This window comes from Ramlibacter sp. MAHUQ-53 (assembly GCF_052600055.1).
In genome coordinates, this window is record NZ_JBQWTS010000002.1 from 330,081 (window position 1) to 346,875 (window position 16,795).

General features: G+C 69.1%; 14 protein-coding genes and 6 tRNA genes. 17 read left to right on the plus strand and 3 right to left on the minus strand.

Annotated features, from left to right (window positions below; translation table 11 throughout):
* The first annotated feature begins 17 nt into the window (after positions 1–17).
* The 16 genes from ACT80S_RS04965 to ACT80S_RS05040 all read left to right on the plus strand — a co-directional run bounded on the left by ACT80S_RS04965 (position 18) and on the right by ACT80S_RS05040 (position 11,584).
* The gene (locus ACT80S_RS04965; RefSeq protein ID WP_377413897.1) at positions 18–509 is read left to right on the plus strand and encodes a CvpA family protein; all 492 of its coding nucleotides are present in this window, start codon (positions 18–20) and stop codon (positions 507–509) included.
* 6 nt (positions 510–515) lie between these two features.
* Positions 516–2,021 carry an amidophosphoribosyltransferase gene (gene purF / locus ACT80S_RS04970; protein ID WP_377413379.1) on the plus strand — a complete coding sequence of 502 codons (1,506 nt, stop codon included), beginning with the start codon at positions 516–518 and terminating at the stop codon, positions 2,019–2,021.
* 5 nt (positions 2,022–2,026) lie between these two features.
* Positions 2,027–3,235, plus strand: a complete 1,209-nt coding sequence (locus ACT80S_RS04975) for an O-succinylhomoserine sulfhydrylase (protein ID WP_377413381.1) — start codon at positions 2,027–2,029, stop codon at positions 3,233–3,235.
* Positions 3,192–4,637, plus strand: a complete 1,446-nt coding sequence (gene gltX / locus ACT80S_RS04980; RefSeq protein WP_377413383.1) for a glutamate--tRNA ligase — start codon at positions 3,192–3,194, stop codon at positions 4,635–4,637. The genes ACT80S_RS04975 and gltX overlap by 44 nt, the downstream gene beginning before the upstream one ends.
* Positions 4,638–4,659: 22 nt before the next feature.
* Positions 4,660–4,735, plus strand: a tRNA-Ala gene (locus ACT80S_RS04985).
* 34 nt (positions 4,736–4,769) lie between these two features.
* A tRNA-Glu gene (locus tag ACT80S_RS04990) sits at positions 4,770–4,845 on the plus strand.
* A 52-nt stretch (positions 4,846–4,897) separates the two neighbouring features.
* A tRNA-Asp gene (locus ACT80S_RS04995) sits at positions 4,898–4,974 on the plus strand.
* A 54-nt stretch (positions 4,975–5,028) separates the two neighbouring features.
* Positions 5,029–5,104: transfer RNA gene (locus tag ACT80S_RS05000), tRNA-Ala, on the plus strand.
* Positions 5,105–5,135: 31 nt separating this feature from the next.
* Positions 5,136–5,211 (plus strand) — tRNA-Glu (locus tag ACT80S_RS05005).
* A gap of 52 nt (positions 5,212–5,263) precedes the next feature.
* Positions 5,264–5,340: transfer RNA gene (locus ACT80S_RS05010), tRNA-Asp, on the plus strand.
* A 191-nt stretch (positions 5,341–5,531) separates the two neighbouring features.
* Entirely contained in the window at positions 5,532–5,918 is a 387-nt protein-coding gene (locus ACT80S_RS05015) for a hypothetical protein (protein ID WP_377413385.1), read from the plus strand.
* 164 nt (positions 5,919–6,082) lie between these two features.
* The gene (locus ACT80S_RS05020; protein WP_377413387.1) at positions 6,083–6,427 is read left to right on the plus strand and encodes a hypothetical protein; all 345 of its coding nucleotides are present in this window, start codon (positions 6,083–6,085) and stop codon (positions 6,425–6,427) included.
* An 85-nt stretch (positions 6,428–6,512) separates the two neighbouring features.
* Positions 6,513–7,733: an acetylornithine deacetylase gene (gene argE, locus ACT80S_RS05025; RefSeq protein ID WP_377413389.1), complete on the plus strand. Its 1,221-nt coding sequence runs from the start codon at positions 6,513–6,515 to the stop codon at positions 7,731–7,733.
* Positions 7,734–7,756: 23 nt separating this feature from the next.
* The gene (locus ACT80S_RS05030; RefSeq protein ID WP_377413391.1) at positions 7,757–8,722 is read left to right on the plus strand and encodes a tripartite tricarboxylate transporter substrate-binding protein; all 966 of its coding nucleotides are present in this window, start codon (positions 7,757–7,759) and stop codon (positions 8,720–8,722) included.
* 134 nt (positions 8,723–8,856) lie between these two features.
* Positions 8,857–10,584 (plus strand): thiamine pyrophosphate-requiring protein, encoded by a 1,728-nt coding sequence (locus ACT80S_RS05035; RefSeq protein WP_377413393.1) that lies wholly within the window; start codon positions 8,857–8,859, stop codon positions 10,582–10,584.
* A 25-nt stretch (positions 10,585–10,609) separates the two neighbouring features.
* On the plus strand, positions 10,610–11,584 hold the full coding sequence (locus tag ACT80S_RS05040) for a Bug family tripartite tricarboxylate transporter substrate binding protein (RefSeq protein WP_377413395.1): 975 nt from the start codon (positions 10,610–10,612) through the stop codon (positions 11,582–11,584).
* Between the two features lie 22 nt (positions 11,585–11,606).
* Here ACT80S_RS05040 and ACT80S_RS05045 read toward each other — a convergent pair whose 3' ends face one another.
* Positions 11,607–12,656: an alcohol dehydrogenase gene (locus ACT80S_RS05045; protein ID WP_377413397.1), complete on the minus strand. Its 1,050-nt coding sequence runs from the start codon at positions 12,654–12,656 to the stop codon at positions 11,607–11,609.
* A 100-nt stretch (positions 12,657–12,756) separates the two neighbouring features.
* Between ACT80S_RS05045 and ACT80S_RS05050 the strand changes: the two genes are divergently transcribed.
* Positions 12,757–13,968, plus strand: coding sequence for a CaiB/BaiF CoA transferase family protein (locus ACT80S_RS05050; RefSeq protein ID WP_377413400.1), 1,212 nt, complete (start codon positions 12,757–12,759; stop codon positions 13,966–13,968).
* Here ACT80S_RS05050 and ACT80S_RS05055 read toward each other — a convergent pair.
* Both ACT80S_RS05055 and ACT80S_RS05060 read right to left on the minus strand, forming a co-directional pair.
* Positions 13,951–15,117 carry an acyl-CoA dehydrogenase family protein gene (locus ACT80S_RS05055; protein WP_377413402.1) on the minus strand — a complete coding sequence of 389 codons (1,167 nt, stop codon included), beginning with the start codon at positions 15,115–15,117 and terminating at the stop codon, positions 13,951–13,953. The genes ACT80S_RS05050 and ACT80S_RS05055 overlap by 18 nt on opposite strands.
* 28 nt (positions 15,118–15,145) lie before the next feature.
* Positions 15,146–16,768 (minus strand): flavin-containing monooxygenase, encoded by a 1,623-nt coding sequence (locus ACT80S_RS05060; protein ID WP_377413404.1) that lies wholly within the window; start codon positions 16,766–16,768, stop codon positions 15,146–15,148.
* Positions 16,769–16,795: the final 27 nt, after the last annotated feature.

The following is a 16,795-nucleotide window of genomic DNA, read 5'->3' on the forward strand; positions in this document are numbered from 1 at the left end:
GAGGCCGCGTGATGACGCTGGCCCCGCTGGACTGGGTCTTCCTTGCCGTGCTGGCGCTGTCGATGGCGCTGGGCGCCTGGCGCGGCCTGGTGTACGAGGTGCTGTCGGTGGCGGGCTGGGTGGCCGCCTTCGTGCTGGCCCAGTGGCTGGCGCCCGACATGGCGGCCTGGCTGCCGATGGGGCAGTCGACTTCCGAAGTGCTGCGGTATGCCGCGGGCTTCGTGGTGGTGTTCGTGGGTGCGCTGTTCGCGGCGGGCCTGCTGGCCTGGCTGGCCAAGAAGGTCATCGAGGCCGTCGGCCTGCGGCCGGTGGACCGCGTCCTGGGTGCGGCATTTGGCCTGGTTCGCGGCGTGGTGATCGCGCTGGCCGCCACAGTGGTGGTCCAGATGACGCCGCTGAAGGACACTGCGGCATGGAACGAGTCGGCCGGCGCGGGCATCGCGTCCCGGCTGCTCAAGGGATTGAAACCGATACTGCCCGAGCGATTCGGCCAGTATCTACCGGGGTAACAGGGAATGTGTGGAATCGTCGGCGTCGTCAGCAACGCCCCCGTCAACCAGCTGATTTATGACGCGCTGCTGCTCCTGCAGCACCGCGGCCAGGATGCGGCCGGCATCGTGACCCAGCAGGGGCACAAGTTCTTCATGCACAAGGCCAAGGGCATGGTGCGTGACGTGTTCCGTACCCGCAACATGCGCGCCCTGCCGGGCAGCGTGGGCCTGGGCCAGGTGCGCTACCCCACCGCCGGCAACGCGTACAGCGAGGAAGAGGCGCAGCCCTTCTACGTGAACGCGCCCTTCGGCATCGTGCTGGTGCACAACGGCAACCTCACGAACGCGCAGGCGCTCAAGGCCGAACTGTTTTCCACCGACCACCGCCACATCAACACCGAGAGCGACTCCGAGGTGCTGCTGAACGTGTTCGCGCACGAGCTCGATCGCGCCACCCGCGGCGTGCCGCTCAAGCCCGAGGACATCTTCACCGCCGTGGGCAACGTCCACAAGCGCGTGCGCGGCTCCTACGCCGTGATCGCGCTGGTCGCCGGCTACGGCGTGGTCGCCTTCCGCGACCCCTACGGCATCCGCCCGCTGTCGCTCGGCCGCGGCAAGGACGGCACCGTGATGGTGGCCAGCGAGTCGGTCACGCTCGAGGGCACCGGCCACCAGCTCGAGCGCCACGTGGCGCCGGGCGAGGCGGTGTTCATCGACCTGCAGGGCCAGGTCCATGCCCGCCAGTGCGCCGAGAACCCGAAGCTCATGCCCTGCATCTTCGAGTACGTGTACCTGGCCCGCCCGGACTCGGTGCTCGATGGCATCTCCGTCTACCAGGCCCGCCTGAACCTCGGCGAGACGCTGGCCAAGCGCGTGGTCTCCACCGTGCCGCCCAGCGAGATCGACGTGGTCATCCCCATTCCCGAGTCCAGCCGCCCCAGCGCCACGCAGCTGGCGCACCTGCTCGGCATCCCGTACCGCGAGGGCTTCGTCAAGAACCGCTACGTGGGCCGCACCTTCATCATGCCGGGCCAGGGCGTGCGCAAGAAGTCGGTGCGCCAGAAGCTCAACGTGATCGGCAGCGAGTTCAAGGGCCGCAATGTGCTGCTGGTCGACGACTCCATCGTCCGTGGCACCACCAGCCGCGAGATCGTGCAGATGGCGCGCGACGCGGGCGCCCGCAAGGTCTACATGGCCAGCGCCGCGCCGCCGGTACGCTTCCCCAACGTCTACGGCATCGACATGCCCACCTCGAAGGAACTGGTCGCCTATGGCCGCACCCTCGAGGAGGTGCGCGAGATCATCGGCTGCGACGCCCTGATCTACCAGGACGTCGATGCGATGAAGCGCGCCGTCAGCAGCCTCAACCCGTCGCTGGACGGCTTCGACGCTTCCTGCTTCGACGGCGTCTACGTCACCGGCGACGTCAGCCCCGAGGACATCACGCGCCTGAACGAGGGCCGCGTGGGCCAGGAAGAGGCCGAGTCCGACACCTCCCGCCTGGCGCTGCCCAACGCCCAGGAGGCCTGAGTCCCATGACCCGCAAGCTGCCCGAGGGCCTGCACCTCGACACCCTGGCGGTGCGCGCCGCCGTCGACAAGAGCCAGTACGGCGAGAACGCCGAGGCCCTGTACCTCACGTCCTCCTTCACCCAGCCCGATTGCGAGACGGCCGCGCGCCGCTTCGCCGGCGAGGAGGAGGGCTTCATCTACTCGCGCTTCACCAACCCGACGGTGGCCAGCATGGAGATGCGCCTGGCCGCCCTCGAGGGCACCGAGGCCTGCGTCGCCACGGCCAGCGGCATGGGCGCGATCCTGCTGCTTTGCATGGGGCTGCTGAAGGCGGGTGACCATGTGGTGTGCTCGCGCTCGGTGTTCGGCTCCACGATCAAGCTGATCGCCTCCGAGTTCGGCAAGTTCGGCGTACAGAGCACCTTCGTCTCGCAGACCGACCTCGCCGAGTGGCAGGCCGCGGTCAAGCCGAACACGAAGCTGTTCTTCGCCGAGACGCCGACCAACCCGCTCACCGAGGTCTGCGACATCCGCGCCCTGGCCGACATCGCCCACGCCGCCGGCGCGCTGCTGGCAGTGGACAACTGCTTCTGCACCCCGGCGCTGCAGCGCCCGGCGGACCTGGGCGCCGACATCATCATCCACTCGGGCACCAAGTACCTCGACGGCCAGGGCCGCGTCATCGCCGGCGCGCTGTGCGCCAGCAAGGCGCTGGTCAAGGACAAGTTCATTCCCGTCATGCGCAGCGCCGGCATCACGCTGTCGGCCTTCAACGCCTGGGTGGTGCTCAAGGGCCTGGAGACGCTGGGCATCCGCATGGAGGCGCAGTCGGCCCGCGCGCTGGAGCTGGCCCGCTGGCTCGAGGCGCACCCGAAGGTCGAACGCGTCTACTACCCCGGCCTGGAGAGCCACCCGCAGCACGCGCTGGCCATGAAGCAGCAGCGCGGCCTGGGCGGCGCGGTGCTGTCGTTCGACGTCAAGGGCGACACGCCCGAGGCCGCGCGGCGCAACGCCTTCACGGTGATCGACTCCACGCTGCTGATGTCCGTCACCGCCAACCTGGGCGACGTGAAGACCATCATCACCCAGCCCGCCAGCACCTCGCACGGCCGCCTCACCGAGGAACAGCGCCAGGCCGCCGGCATCCGCCAGAACCTGGTCCGCGTCGCCGTGGGCCTGGAACACCTCGATGACCTCAAGGCCGACCTCTCGCGCGGCCTGGACCTGCTCTGATCCCCACGTGAAAGTCCGCACCCGCTTTGCCCCGTCGCCGACGGGCTTCATCCACCTGGGCAACATCCGCTCGGCGCTGTACCCCTGGGCCTTCGCGCGCTCGCAGGGCGGCGACTTCATCCTGCGCATCGAGGACACCGACCTGGAGCGTTCCTCGCAGGCCGCGGTCGACGTGATCCTCGAGGGCATGTCCTGGCTGGGCCTGGACCACGACGAGGGCCCGTTCTACCAGATGCAGCGCATGGACCGTTACCGCGAGGTGCTGGCCCAGATGAAGGCGCAGGGCCTGGTCTACCCCTGCTACATGTCGGTCGCCGAGCTCGACGCGCTGCGCGAGCGCCAGATGGCCAGCAAGGAGAAGCCCCGCTACGACGGCACCTGGCGCCCCGAGGAGGGCAAGGTCCTGCCGCCGGTGCCCGAGGGCGTGCAGCCGGTGCTGCGTTTCCGCAACCCGAAGGAGGGCGTGGTCGCCTGGGACGACAAGGTCAAGGGCCGCATCGAGATCGCCAATGCCGAACTCGACGACCTCGTGATCGCCCGTCCCGACGGCACGCCCACCTACAACTTCTGCGTGGTCGTCGATGACATCGACATGGCCATCACCCACGTGATCCGAGGCGATGACCACGTGAACAACACGCCGCGGCAGATCAACATCTTCCGCGCCCTCGGCAAGGAGCCGCCGGTGTACGCGCACCTGCCCACCGTGCTGAACGAGCAGGGCGAGAAGATGTCCAAGCGCAATGGCGCCAAGCCCGTGACGCAGTTCCGCGACGAGGGCTTCCTGGCCGACGCCGTGGTGAACTACCTCGCGCGCCTGGGCTGGTCCCATGGCGACGACGAGATCTTCTCGCGCGAGCAGTTCCTGCAGTGGTTCGACCTGGACCACCTGGGCCGCAGCGCCGCGCAGTTCGACGAGGCCAAGCTGCGCTGGGTGAACGCCCAGCACATGAAGGCCGCGAGCGACGGGTCGCTCGCGCAGCTGGTGGAGGCGCAACTCGCCGCGCGCGGCATCGCCGCCGACGCGCGCCTGCCCGCCATCTGCGGCCTGTTCAAGGATCGCTGTGACACCACCGTGATCCTGGCCGACTGGGCCGCGAAGTTCTACCGCGAGGTCCGGCCCGACGCCGATGAACTGGCCAAGCATGTGACCGAGGGCGTGCGTCCCGCGATCTCCATGCTTGCGAAGATGCTCGAGACCTGCGAGTGGGACAAGGCGGCGATCAGCGAGGCCATCAAGGAGACGCTGCGCGCCACCGGCCTGAAGATGCCGCAGCTGGCCATGCCGGTGCGGGTGCTGGTCATGGGCACCGCGCAGACGCCGTCGCTCGATGCGGTGCTCGCACTCGTCCCGCGAAAAGAAGTTTTGGATCGGTTGTCGAGCAGCCAAAAAACGTTGTAGAATCTCGTTCTCGACACCGGACGGGGGTATAGCTCAGCTGGGAGAGCGCTTGCATGGCATGCAAGAGGTCATCGGTTCGATCCCGTTTACCTCCACCATCCACTGTGTCGACGGATGAAAATCCAAGGTTTTGACCCTATCGTCTAGAGGCCTAGGACATTACCCTTTCACGGTAAGTACCGGGGTTCGAATCCCCGTAGGGTCGCCAGAGTTTGGTTGCACTTGATTCCTGCATCTGCAGGGCGAAGCAACCCCGACGCGGAGTGGTAGTTCAGTCGGTTAGAATACCGGCCTGTCACGCCGGGGGTCGCGGGTTCGAGTCCCGTCCACTCCGCCAAGAGTTTGACAAAGGTTTGCTTCAGGGCAGGCCTTCGTTGAAGCAGAACACCCGGGGGGTATAGCTCAGCTGGGAGAGCGCTTGCATGGCATGCAAGAGGTCATCGGTTCGATCCCGTTTACCTCCACCACGTGTTCTGGTTCAACAGTCCGTCCAGGTTTGACCCTATCGTCTAGAGGCCTAGGACATTACCCTTTCACGGTAAGTACCGGGGTTCGAATCCCCGTAGGGTCGCCAGAGTTTGGTTGCACTCGATTCCTGCATCTGCAGGGCGAAGCAACTCCGACGCGGAGTGGTAGTTCAGTCGGTTAGAATACCGGCCTGTCACGCCGGGGGTCGCGGGTTCGAGTCCCGTCCACTCCGCCAACGAATTTCAAAGGCCTCCTTCGGGAGGCCTTGTCGTTTTCCCCTGTTCCCTTCTTTGCTAAGACGGCTAAGATCGCCCATCTTTTTTTGAACGTATGTGCAGGAAGGTGGCAGCGGTGATGGCAGTAACGACCGGGTGCGGGCTTTGCTTGGCCCTTCAGGTAGCGGATCTTTGAGCCGCTGGATGCACCATGTCGAAACGTCTTGCACAGACTTCTCCTTCCGTTGCCTACCTGCGATTCCTGAGCCAGCTCAGCGCGGCGAAAGGTGGTGATCGCCTGCCGGACCTCGTGCCGGACGAGCGGGAAATCATCGAGGTGCTGGCCACCTACTGGCTCAACCAGCAGAACATCACCGTGGTCGGCCTGATGCGCCACCCGGCCCTGTCCCGCTCCGCGAGCACGGTACACCGCCGGGTCAAGGGCTTGATCGAGCGCGAGATGATCGCGCTGCAGACCTCCACCGCCGATTCCCGGGTGAAGTTCGTCATGCCGACCAAGAAGGCCTTGCGCTACCTCGACCAGCTGGGCCGCTGCCTGCTTGCGAGCGTCGGCGCCAGCGAGCTCGAGGCGTCCTGACGGGGCGGAGCGGGCATCCCCGAGGTGCCCGCGTGTCGCGCATGCGACACTTCGGCGATTCCACGGGGCTTGTCGCCCGTCGGTGATCCGAAGACAATGGTCAAATCGCTTAACATTTCCATTAAGCGATAAGCGTCAACGCCGACCTGGACGGACCACCTCCCATGCAGACCCGCTGCAGCCCTGGCTCTCTTGCCCTGGTGATCGCCGAGCATCCTGGATGCGAGGGCAACATCGGCCGGGTCGTCGAGGTTCTCGGGCCGCTGGAGTCCGATGACGGCCGGCCCTGCTGGCACATCCAGCCGTCGCAATCCGCCCCCTGGCTGATCCTCGAACGCGATGGCACCGTTTCCTGCGAGCGGGTGACCTGGGCCTCGGGGGTGATCCATCCGGATGCCTGGCTCACGCCGCTGGGCGAGGCCGATGAAGCCGTCGAGGCGGCGGCCGCCGGCGCGGCGCGCCCGGCCCGCGCGGACGCCCAGGCCTCGGGCGCCACCGCTCCGCGCTGACCCGCTCGCTTCCCCAACGAATTCACTACCCGCCGCGGTGCCCTCGTGACAGCGGGTGGCACGCGGATTGCGATATGGTTGCGCCATGAACGCACCGATCCCTTCCTCCGCCCTGCGAAGCGCGCGCGCCGCCGACCTCGCGGCGCTTCCCCTGATCGAGCAATGGGTGGCCTTCGCCTCCGTCTCGCGTGACAGCAACCTGCCCCTGATCGACTGGACCGAGGCACGCCTGCGCGCCCTCGGCCTCGAGTGCCGCCGCACCTACGATGACAGCGGCAAGAAGTGCAACCTCTGGTGCACCATCCCCGCCGCCGACGGCGAGACGAAGGTGGGCGGCATCGTCCTGTCCGGCCACACCGACGTGGTGCCGGTCGACGGCCAGCCCTGGGACACCGACCCGTTCAAGGCCCAGGTGATTGGCAACAAGCTGGTCGGCCGTGGCGTCACCGACATGAAGGGCTTCGGCGCCACCGCCCTGTGGCTGGTCCCCGAACTGGTGCGCCGCCGGCTCAAGCGCCCGGTGCACCTGGCCTTCAGCTACGACGAGGAGGTGGGCTGCATCGGCGTGCGCCGCCTCATTGCCGACATGGTGGAACAGGGCTACCAGCCCGCCGGCTGCATCGTGGGCGAGCCCACCGGCATGCAGGTCGTGATCGCCCACAAGGGCAAGCACGCCTTCAAGACCACGGTCCAGGGCTTCGAGGCGCACTCCTCGCTCACGCCGCTGGGCGTGAACGCGGTGGAGATCGCCTGCGAGTTCGTCGCCAAGCTCAAGTCGATGCACCGCCGGCTCGCGGCCGACGGCCCGTTCGATCCGGTGTACGACGTGCCCCACACCAGCGTGCACACCGGCGTGATCCAGGGGGGCACTGCGCTGAACATCATCCCGCGCCTGTGCGAGGTGACCTGGGAGATCCGCCACCACCACCTGGACGACCCGCAGGTGTTGTTCGCCGAGGCCCGGGCCTTCGCCGACAGCCTGGTCCCCGCGATGCGGGCCGTCGCGCCCGACACCGGCATCACGCATGAAGTGAAGTCGGTCCTGCCCGGCTTCGCCACCGCCCCCGACAGCGAGATCGCGCAGCTGTGCTTCCACTGCGCCGAGCTCGACCCGGCCAGCGGCGCGGGCAAGGTGTCCTTCGGCACCGAGGCGGCGCTGTTCCACCAGGCCGGCGTGCCCACCATCGTCTGCGGCCCCGGCCACATCGCGCAGGCCCACCAGCCCAATGAATGGGTGGCCCTGGAGCAGCTCGCCTGGTGCGAGCGCTTCATGCGCCGCCTCGCCGACCAGATCTGCATCGACTGACTCCAGGAAGGAAGCAAGCTCCCATGATCCAACGCCGACAGCTCCTGGCCACCGGCCTCGCCGCCGCCGTCCTCCCCGCCGTGGCGCAGGTGCCCTCGGGCAAACCCATTCGCATCATCGTGCCCTTCGCCGCAGGGGGCGTGCAGGACATCCTGGCGCGCTCGCTGTCCACCGAACTCGGGCAGGCCCTGGGCCAGACGGTGATCGTCGAGAACCGCGCCGGCGCGGGCGGCACCATCGGCACCGGCTTCGTGGCCAAGGCCGAGGCCGACGGCACGGTGATGGTCATGGCCGCGGCCAGCCACAACATCGCGGCCCACCTTTACAACAAGCTGCCCTACGACCCGCAGAAGGACTTCACGCCCTACGCCCATGTGGGCCACGCCAGCTATGTGATGATGGTCCACCCCGACGTGCCGGCGAAGACGGCCGCCGAGTTCATCCGCCATGCCAAGGCCAACCCCGGCAAGATGAACTACGCCTCGGCCGGCATCGGCAGCGCCACGCACCTGGCCATGGCCTCGTTCTGCGGCAAGGCCGGCATCGACATGGTGCATGTGCCGCTCAAGGCCACGGGCGAGGCGATCAACGAGGTGATCTCGGGCCGCGCCCAGGCCGTGATCGCCGCCAGCATCGGCGCGCTGGCCTTCGCCAAGGACAGCCGCCTGCGCCTGCTCGGCGTGACCTCGCCCAAGCGCAGCAAGCACATCCCCGAGCTGCCGACGCTGTCGGAGACGGGGCTGCCCGGCTACGAGTTCGATTCCTGGTTCGGCCTGCTCGGCCCGGCCGGCACGCCGGCGGCCGCCGCCAACCGCATCAACGCCGCGATGGCGAAGCTGCTGGTGGATCCGGTGATCCTCGAGCGCCTGGACAAGCAGGGGATCGAGCCGCACGCCGTCAGCAACGGCGACTTCGCCAAGCTGCTGGCCGCCGACTACCAGCGCATGGCCGGCGTGGTGAAGGCCGCGGGCACCAAGCTCGACGCCTGACCCCCAAGGGGGCGGCTGCCCCCGGCGCCGGCCCGCGCCTGTGCCCGACGTGACAGCCTGCGGGTAAGCCCGGTGCCGGCGGCGGCGCCCGGCTTCCTAAGCTCGCGGCAACCCACGTTGCCCGCGAGCCTTCCTTGAACGCCTCCCCCGCCCGCAGCGGCGCCCACCACTTCCTCGAGGGCCTCGCCGACCTCGACATCCAGTACGTCTTCGCCAACCTCGGCACCGACCATGTGTCGCTGATCGAGGAGCTCGCGCGGCGCGACCGTGAGGGCCTGCCGCATCCGCAGCTGGTGCTGTGCCCGCACGAGAACGTGGCCATGCACATGGCCGCCGGCTATGCGGCCGTCACCGGGCGCGGGCAGGCGGTGATGGTGCATGTGGATGCCGGCACCGCGAATGCGGCCATGGGCATGCACAACCTGTTCCGCGGCCGGTTGCCGGTGATGCTGGTGGCGGGCAAGGCACCCTACACCCTGCGTGGCGAGATGCCCGGCTCGCGCGACAACTACGTGCACTTCGTGCAGGACCCGTTCGACATCGGCAGCCTGGTGCGGCCCTATGTGAAGTGGGAGTACACCCTGCCCACCGGCCGCATCGCGCCCGAGGTGCTGCGGCGCGCGCACTCGGTGATGCACAGCGACCCGCCCGGTCCGGTCTACCTCACGCTGCCGCGCGAGGTGCTGGCCGAGGACATCGACGCACCGGTGCAGGCCTTCGGCGCGCCGCGCTACGGCCCGGTGGCCGCCGGCGGCCTGGACGCGCAACGCGTGGACGAACTGGCGCAGCGCCTTCTGCAGGCCGAGTCGCCCGTGGTCGTCACCTCCTACCTGGGCCGCAAGGCCGAGGCGGTGAAGGCGCTGGAGGACCTCGCGCTCCTGTGCGGCCTGCGTGTCGTGGAGTTCATGCCGAGCCACCTCGCGATCTCGCGGGAGCACCCGTGCTTCGCCGGCTTCGACCCGGCCAAGGGCCTCGAGGGCGCCGACCTCGGCCTGCTGCTCGATGTCGACGTGCCCTGGCTGCCCAAGTTCGTGCAGCCGTCGCCCCAGACCTGGTGGGCGCAGGTCGACGTGGACCCGATCAAGCAGGACTTCCCGATGTGGGGCTTTGCCACCGACTGGCGCGCCCAGGCCGACTGCGCCACCGCGCTGCGGCAGGTGGCGGCGCGCGTGCGCGAACTTGCCGACGACGCCTTCCATGCGCGCGTGGTCGCGCGCATCGCCGGCTGGGGCGAGACCCGCACCGCGCGGCGCAAGGCGGTCGCCGCGGCGGCCGCGGAGGCCGGGCGGCGTGGCGCGGTCTCCGCCGCCCATGTGTGCGCTGCGCTGGGCCGCGCCATCGATGCCAAGGACATCGTGATCAACGAGGCGATCCGCAACTCGCCCGCGGTGCTCACGCAGATCCCGCGCAGCGAGCCGCTCACGCTCCTGTGCGGCGCGGGCGGCGGACTGGGCTTCGGCGGCGGCATGGCCCTGGGGGCGCGCCTGGCCTGCCCGGACCGGCGCGTGGTCCATGTGGTGGGCGACGGCAGCTTCCACTTCTCCACCCCGACGTCGGTGTACGCCACGGCGCAGCGCTACGGCCTGCCGGTGTTCACCGTGGTCCTGGACAACGGCGGCTGGCAGGCGGTGAAGGAAGCGGTGCTGCGCGTCTATCCCGACGGCGAGGCGGCCAAGGCCAATGAATTCCAGGCCCGCCTGCAGGGGCAGGAGCGCCGCTTCGAGAAGGTGGCCGAGGCCTTCGGCGCGCATGGCGAGTATGTGGACGACCCCTCGCAGCTCGAGGGCGCGATCGCGCGCTGCCTGCGGGCCGTCGATGCCGGCCGCAGCGCGGTGATGAACGTGCAGGTCGGCCTGCAGTGACGACAACCAGACCAAGGAGACGACGATGAACGCAAGACGACGACTTCACCTCCTGCTGGCCGCCGCGGGCACGCTGGCCGCCGGCGCGATGCCGCTGGCCGCGAGCGCCCAGGCCTGGCCCTCGAAGCCGGTCACGATCGTGGTCGGCTATGCCGCCGGTGGCGGCGTGGATGCGACCGCGCGCATCGTCGCCGAGAAGCTGCCAGCCCTGATCGGCCAGCCCGTGGTCGTGGAGAACCGCCCCAGCGTGGGTGCGGTGGTCGGCTCGGCCTACGTGGCCAAGGCCAGGCCCGATGGCTACACGCTGATGATGGGCGCGCCCGGGCCTGTGATCTTCAACCACGCCCTGGGCGGCAACCTGCCGTACGGCCCGAACGACTTCACCCCGATCTCCTGGGTCAGCAACTCGCCGCTGGTGCTGCTGGTGAACGCCAACAACCCGGCGAAGACCGTGCAGGAGCTCGCGGCCCAGGCCAAGGCCAACCCGGACAAGGCCAACTACGCGGCGAGCTCGGCCTCGTTCCAGCTCATTACCGAGCTGTTCAACCGCAAGGTCGGCGCGAAGTTCGCGCACATCCCCTACAAGGGCGCCAACGAGTCGGTGATGGCCGTCATGACCGGCGACGTCACCATGGCCCTGGCCGATGCCGGCCCGGCCTCGGTGGGCCTGCAAAGCGGCCGGGTGAAGGCGCTGGCCGTCACCACCGCGGAGCGCCTCAAGCAGCTGCCCAACGTGCCCACGCTGGCCGAGCAGGGCATCGACCTCAAGGTCTCGCTGTGGATCGGCCTGCTCGCGCCCGCCGGCACGCCGGCGGACATCGTGAAGAAGCTCGAGGACGCGGTGGCGAAGATCGTCGCCATGCCGGACGTGCGCGCGAAGCTGGAGGGCATGTCCGTCATCCCGCAGGCCACCACCTCGCAGGACTTCGCCCGCCTGATCGCCGCCGAGATCCCGATGTGGCGGCAGGTGGCGCAGGACAACAACATCAAGGCCAACTGACGCTGCGGTCCTGTCCGCAGGGTCAGACCAGCACGATGCGGCCCTTGGCGCGGCCCTCGTTCAGCATGTAGACGGCCTCATTGGCGCGGTCCTTCTCCATGCGGGTGATCGGCAGCGCCTTGAGCTTGCCGCTGCGGGCCAGCTCGGCGACATCGCGCAGGTCCTGCGGGTTGCCGGTCATGCTGCCCATGACCGTGCGGGGCCGGAAGATCATGCCGGCCAGCGACACCATCAGCTCGCCGCCGCCCACGCCCACCAGCACCAGCCGGCCGGACTTGCCGAGGATCTCCAGGCCGACGGTGGCCGTGGAGGAGATGTTCACGAAGTCCATCGCCGCCATCACCGGCCCGCCGGTGACGGCATGGATCGCGGCCACCAGGTCCGGCGCGTTGCCGTCGACGACGGCGGTAGCGCCCATCTCCAGGGCGGCCTCGCGCTTGTCCGCGCCGATGTCCACCGAGACGATGCGACGGTGCCCCAGGGCCTGCAGCATGCAGATCGCCGCCAGGCCCAGGCCGCCGGCGCCGAACAGGACCACCGGCGTGTCGGGGTCCATGGGCATCAGCTTGCGGATCGCGGAGTACACGGTGATGCCGGAGCAGGCGAGGGTGGCGGCGAAGGCCGGGTCGATGTCGCCGAAGTCCACCAGGAAGCGCGGATGCGGCACCTTCACCTCCTTGCCGTAGCCGCCGTCCTGGCGCACGCCAAGGGCGCAGGGCTGGTTGCACAGGTTGTCCTGTCCCGCGCGGCACACCTCGCACTGTCCGCAGCCAAGCCAGGGAAACACAATGCGGTGGTCACCCACCTTCACGCCCTGCGCGTCGGGGCCGACGCGCACCACCCGGCCCACGATCTCGTGGCCCGGCACGCGCGGCAGCGTCACGCCGCGGTCGGCCAGCATCATCCGCTTGCCGCCGCCCATGTTGTAGTAGCCGTGCCAGAGATGGAGGTCGGAATGGCAGACGCCGGCATGCGTGACCTCCAGCACCACCTCGCAGCCCTGCGCCTGCAGCGGCGCCTGTTCGATCGGTTGCAGTGGTTCGTTGTTGGCAACGATGGCCCAGGCGCTCATGGGATGTCTCCTTCTCGGTGGGGGATGGGGAATGGATTTTTTACGTAGCCATTCATATGATATGGTAGCGAACTAACTTGATGCAATCCCTGGAGAAACCATGAGTGCGACCCCCCTGGCCGGCCTGAAGGTGCTGGACATGTCGAAGGTGCTGGCCGGCCCGCTGTGCGCCCAGTACCTCGGCGACATGGGCGCCGAGGTGATCAAGGTGGAACCGATCGAGGGCGGGGACGACACCCGCCAGTGGCCGCCCCTGCGCAAGGTGGACGATGCCGCCCCGACCGGCGCCATCTTCCTGAGCGCCAACCGCAACAAGCGCAGCATCGCGCTGGACCTGCGCAGCCCCCATGGCCGCGAGGTGGTCGACCGCCTGATCAAGCAGGCCGACGTGATCATCGAGAGCTTCGGCCCCGGCGTGGCCGAGCGCCTCGGTGTCGGCGCGCAGCGCCTGGCCGAACTCAACCCGCGCGCGGTGTGCTGCAGCATCAGCGGCTTCGGCAGCGTCGGCCCGATGAAGGAGGGCAAGGGCTACGACGTGATCCTGCAGGCCTACTGCGGCATGCTGTCCATCACCGGCGAGCGCGGCGGCAAGGCGGTGCGCAGCCCCTTCTCGCCGGTGGACCAGGCCACCGGCCTGCATGCCCTGATCGGCATCCAGGCGGCCCTGCTGGAGCGCGAGCGCACCGGCCTGGGCGGCCGCGTGGAGGCCTCGCTGTTCGACACCGCCACCGGCTTCCTCGGCTACTTCCTCCAGAGCTTCTGGGAGCGCGGCACCGAGCCCGAGCGCCCGGGCTCGGGGCACGAGTCGCTGTGCCCCTACGAGGCCTTCGAGACGCAGGACCGGCCCCTGATCCTGGGCGTGGCCAACGAAACCCTGTGGCGCGCCTTCTGCGAGGTCGCCGGCCTGCAGGACATGGTGGATGACCCGCGCTTTCGGACCAACCCCGACCGCGTGGCGCACCGCGCCGAGACCGTGGGCCGCGTGCAGGAGGTGCTGCGCACCCGCCCGCGCGACACCTGGATCGAGCAGCTCTCGGCCAAGGGCATTCCGTGCTCGCCGCTGCACTCGCTGGGGGAGCTGTCCGCCAACCCGCACACCGAGGCCAGCGGCATGGTGTACGGCTACCAGCACCCGCAGCTGGGTGCGCTGCGCTCGGTGGCGCAGCCGGTGCGCCTGGACGGCGAGCGCACGAAGCTGCGCCGCCCGCCGCCGATGCTGGGCCAGCACTCGGCGGAGATCCTGCGCGAGCTGGGCTTCGGCGAGGCCGAAGTCCAGGCGATGGCGCAGGCCGGGTCAGTACGACTTGGGTAGGCCCAGCGCCTTCTCCGCGATGTTGCACAGGATCAACTGCGGGGAAATCGGCGCGATGCGCGGGAGCATGGCCTCGCGCAGGTAGCGCTCCACGTGGTATTCCTTGGCGTAGCCGAAGCCGCCGTGCGTGAGCACCGCGGTCTCGCAGGCGGTGAAGCCGGCCTCGGCGCACAGGTACTTGGCGGCGTTGGACTCGGGGCCGCAGGGCTGGCCCTGGTCGTACAGCCAGGCGGCGCGCTGGTACATCAGGCGGCCCGCTTCCAGCTCCACCCAGCGCTGCGCCAGCGGGTGCTGCACGCCCTGGTTCTTGCCGATGGGGCGGTCGAACACCACGCGCTCGTTGGCGTAGCGGGTGGCGCGGCGCAGCGCCGCCACGCCCAGGCCGATGGCCTCGGCGGCGAGCAGCACGCGCTCCGGGTTCAGGCCGTGCAGGATGTAGTCGAAGCCGCGGCCCTCTTCGCCGATGCGGTCCTCCACCGGGATCTCCAGGCCGTCGATGAACAGCTCGTTGGAGTCCACCGCCTTGCGGCCCATCTTCTCGATCTCGCGCACCTGCACCTTGGTGCGGTCCAGGTCGGTGTAGAACAGGCTCAGGCCATGCCGCGGGTTCTTCACGTCCTCGATCTTCGTGGTGCGCGCCAGCAGCAGGATCTTGTGCGCCACCTGCGCGGTGGAGATCCAGATCTTCTGGCCCTTGACCACATAGCGGTCGCCGCGGCGCTCGGCGAAGGTCTTGAGCTTGAGGGTGTTCAGGCCGGTGTTGGGCTCGGTCACGCCGAAGCAGGCCTGCACCTCGCCGCGGATGATGGGCGGCAGCCAGCGCTTCTTCTGTTCCTCGGTGCCGTACACCACCACCGGGTGCAGCCCGAACACGTTCATGTGGATCGCGGACGCGCCCGACATGCCCGCGCCCGAGCCCGAGACGGCCTCCATCATCATGCAGGCCTCGAGGATGCCCAGGCCCGCGCCGCCGTACTCCTGCGGCATGGCGATGCCGAGCCAGCCGGCGCCGGCCATGGCGCGGTAGAAGTCCATCGGGAAGCCGCCTTCGCGGTCACGCTCCAGCCAGTAGTCGTCGGTAAAGGTCTTGCAGATGTCTTCGACCGCGGTGCGGATCGCGGTCTGGTCTTCGGTCTCAGCGAAATTCATGGGTACGGTGAATGGGGTTGCAGGGAAATCAGTCCGCCTCGGGCACGGTGGACAGGGCGAAGCCGGCATAGCCGTCGCGGGCGATCTCGTCGCACTTGCGGCGGAACACGCCGACGCCGCCCATGTAGGGCATGAACACCCGGGGCTTGCCCGGGATGTTGGCGCCGACATACCAGGAGGCGGTGTCCGGCAGCAGCGACCGGCTGGCCAGCTCGTCGACATGCCGGCCCCAGTCCTCCTGCGCCTGCGCGGTCGCCTCGATCCGGTTGATGCCTCGGGCCTTCAGGTTCTCAAGGCAGTCGGCGATCCAGTCCACATGCTGCTCGATCGAGACCACCACGTTGCTCAGGACGGAGGGGCTGCCCGGGCCGGTCACCATGAACAGGTTCGGCAGGCCGGCGGTCATCAGGCCCAGGTAGGCGCGCGGGCCCTGGGCCCAGGCGCTGCGCAGGTCGCCGCCGCCCTTGACCCGCATGTTCACCGAGAGCAGGGCGCCGGTGATGGCGTCGAAGCCGGTGGCGAAGATGATCGCGTCCAGGTCGTGGTGCGCGTCCTTCGTGCGGAGGCCGGTGGGCGTGATGGCCTCGATCGGGTCGGCCTTGAGGTCGACCAGGGTGACGTTGTCGCGGTTGTAGGTCTCGAAGTAGCCGGTGTCGCCGCACAGGCGCTTGGTGCCGATCGGGTAGGTGGGCGTGAGCTTCGCGCGCAGCGCCGGGTCGCGCACCGGCGCGAGCATGCGCGGGACCACGAACTCGCGGGCGATGCGGTTGGCCTCCTCCTTGAACAGCACGTCGTTGAAGGTGCGGGTGAAGCCGATGCCGCCGAAATCCCAGCGGGCCTGGAAGGCCTTCTCCACCTCCTCGGGCGGCGTCTCCAGCACGCCGCGGGTGGGGACGGTGAAGCCGGCCACGCCCGAGGGGCTGGTGCGGGCCTGCTGCCGCACCTCGGCGTAGCGGCGCTTGACGGCCTGGTCGGCCTCGTCGGTCAGCGGGCCGTTGCGCAGGGGAATGCTGTAGTTCGCCGTGCGCTGGAACACGGTCAGGTGCGCGGCCTGCCTGGCCACGATCGGGATCACCTGGATGCCGGTGGAGCCGGTGCCGACGATGCCCACGCGCTGGCCGGTGAAGTCCACGCCCTCCTTCGGCCAGAAGCCGGTGTGGAACCAGCGGCCCTGGAAGCTGTCCAGGCCGGGGAACTTCGGCACCTGGGCGTTGGACAGGCAGCCGGTGGCCATGACGCAGAAGCGCGCCTGCAGCACCTGGCCGTTGCCGGTGGTGACGGTCCAGCGGTTCGCGGCGGGGTCGAACTCGGCGTCGGTGACGCGGGTCTCCAGGCGGATGTCGCGGCGCAGGTCGAAGCGGTCGGCCACATGGTTGATGTAGCGAAGGATCTCGGGCTGGGCGGCGTAGCGCTCGCTCCAGCGCCACTCCTGCTGCAGCGCCTCGTCGAAGGAGTAGGAGTACTCCAGGCTCTCGACATCGCAGCGCGCGCCGGGGTAGCGGTTCCAGTACCAGGTGCCGCCGACGTTGTCGCCGGCCTCCAGCACGGCCACCTTCAGGCCCTGCTTGCGCAGGCGGTGCAGCAGGTACAGGCCGGCGAAGCCGGCGCCCACGACCACGACGTCGAAGCGCTCGGTCCGGGGTGCATTCATGGGGGTCTCCTCGTGTTGTCGGTCGGT

Bases quoted from the DNA above. Each gene is read 5' to 3' on its own strand.
- purF (WP_377413379.1), top strand. From the start codon at position 516: ATGTGTGGAATCGTCGGCGTCGTCAGCAACGCCCCCGTCAACCAGCTG.
- ACT80S_RS04975 (WP_377413381.1), top strand. From the start codon at position 2,027: ATGACCCGCAAGCTGCCCGAGGGCCTGCACCTCGACACCCTGGCGGTG.
- gltX (WP_377413383.1), top strand. From the start codon at position 3,192: ATGACCTCAAGGCCGACCTCTCGCGCGGCCTGGACCTGCTCTGATCCC.
- ACT80S_RS05015 (WP_377413385.1), top strand. From the start codon at position 5,532: ATGTCGAAACGTCTTGCACAGACTTCTCCTTCCGTTGCCTACCTGCGA.
- ACT80S_RS05020 (WP_377413387.1), top strand. From the start codon at position 6,083: ATGCAGACCCGCTGCAGCCCTGGCTCTCTTGCCCTGGTGATCGCCGAG.
- argE (WP_377413389.1), top strand. From the start codon at position 6,513: ATGAACGCACCGATCCCTTCCTCCGCCCTGCGAAGCGCGCGCGCCGCC.
- ACT80S_RS05030 (WP_377413391.1), top strand. From the start codon at position 7,757: ATGATCCAACGCCGACAGCTCCTGGCCACCGGCCTCGCCGCCGCCGTC.
- ACT80S_RS05040 (WP_377413395.1), top strand. From the start codon at position 10,610: ATGAACGCAAGACGACGACTTCACCTCCTGCTGGCCGCCGCGGGCACG.
- ACT80S_RS05045 (WP_377413397.1), bottom strand. From the start codon at position 12,656: ATGAGCGCCTGGGCCATCGTTGCCAACAACGAACCACTGCAACCGATC.
- ACT80S_RS05050 (WP_377413400.1), top strand. From the start codon at position 12,757: ATGAGTGCGACCCCCCTGGCCGGCCTGAAGGTGCTGGACATGTCGAAG.
- ACT80S_RS05055 (WP_377413402.1), bottom strand. From the start codon at position 15,117: ATGAATTTCGCTGAGACCGAAGACCAGACCGCGATCCGCACCGCGGTC.
- ACT80S_RS05060 (WP_377413404.1), bottom strand. From the start codon at position 16,768: ATGAATGCACCCCGGACCGAGCGCTTCGACGTCGTGGTCGTGGGCGCC.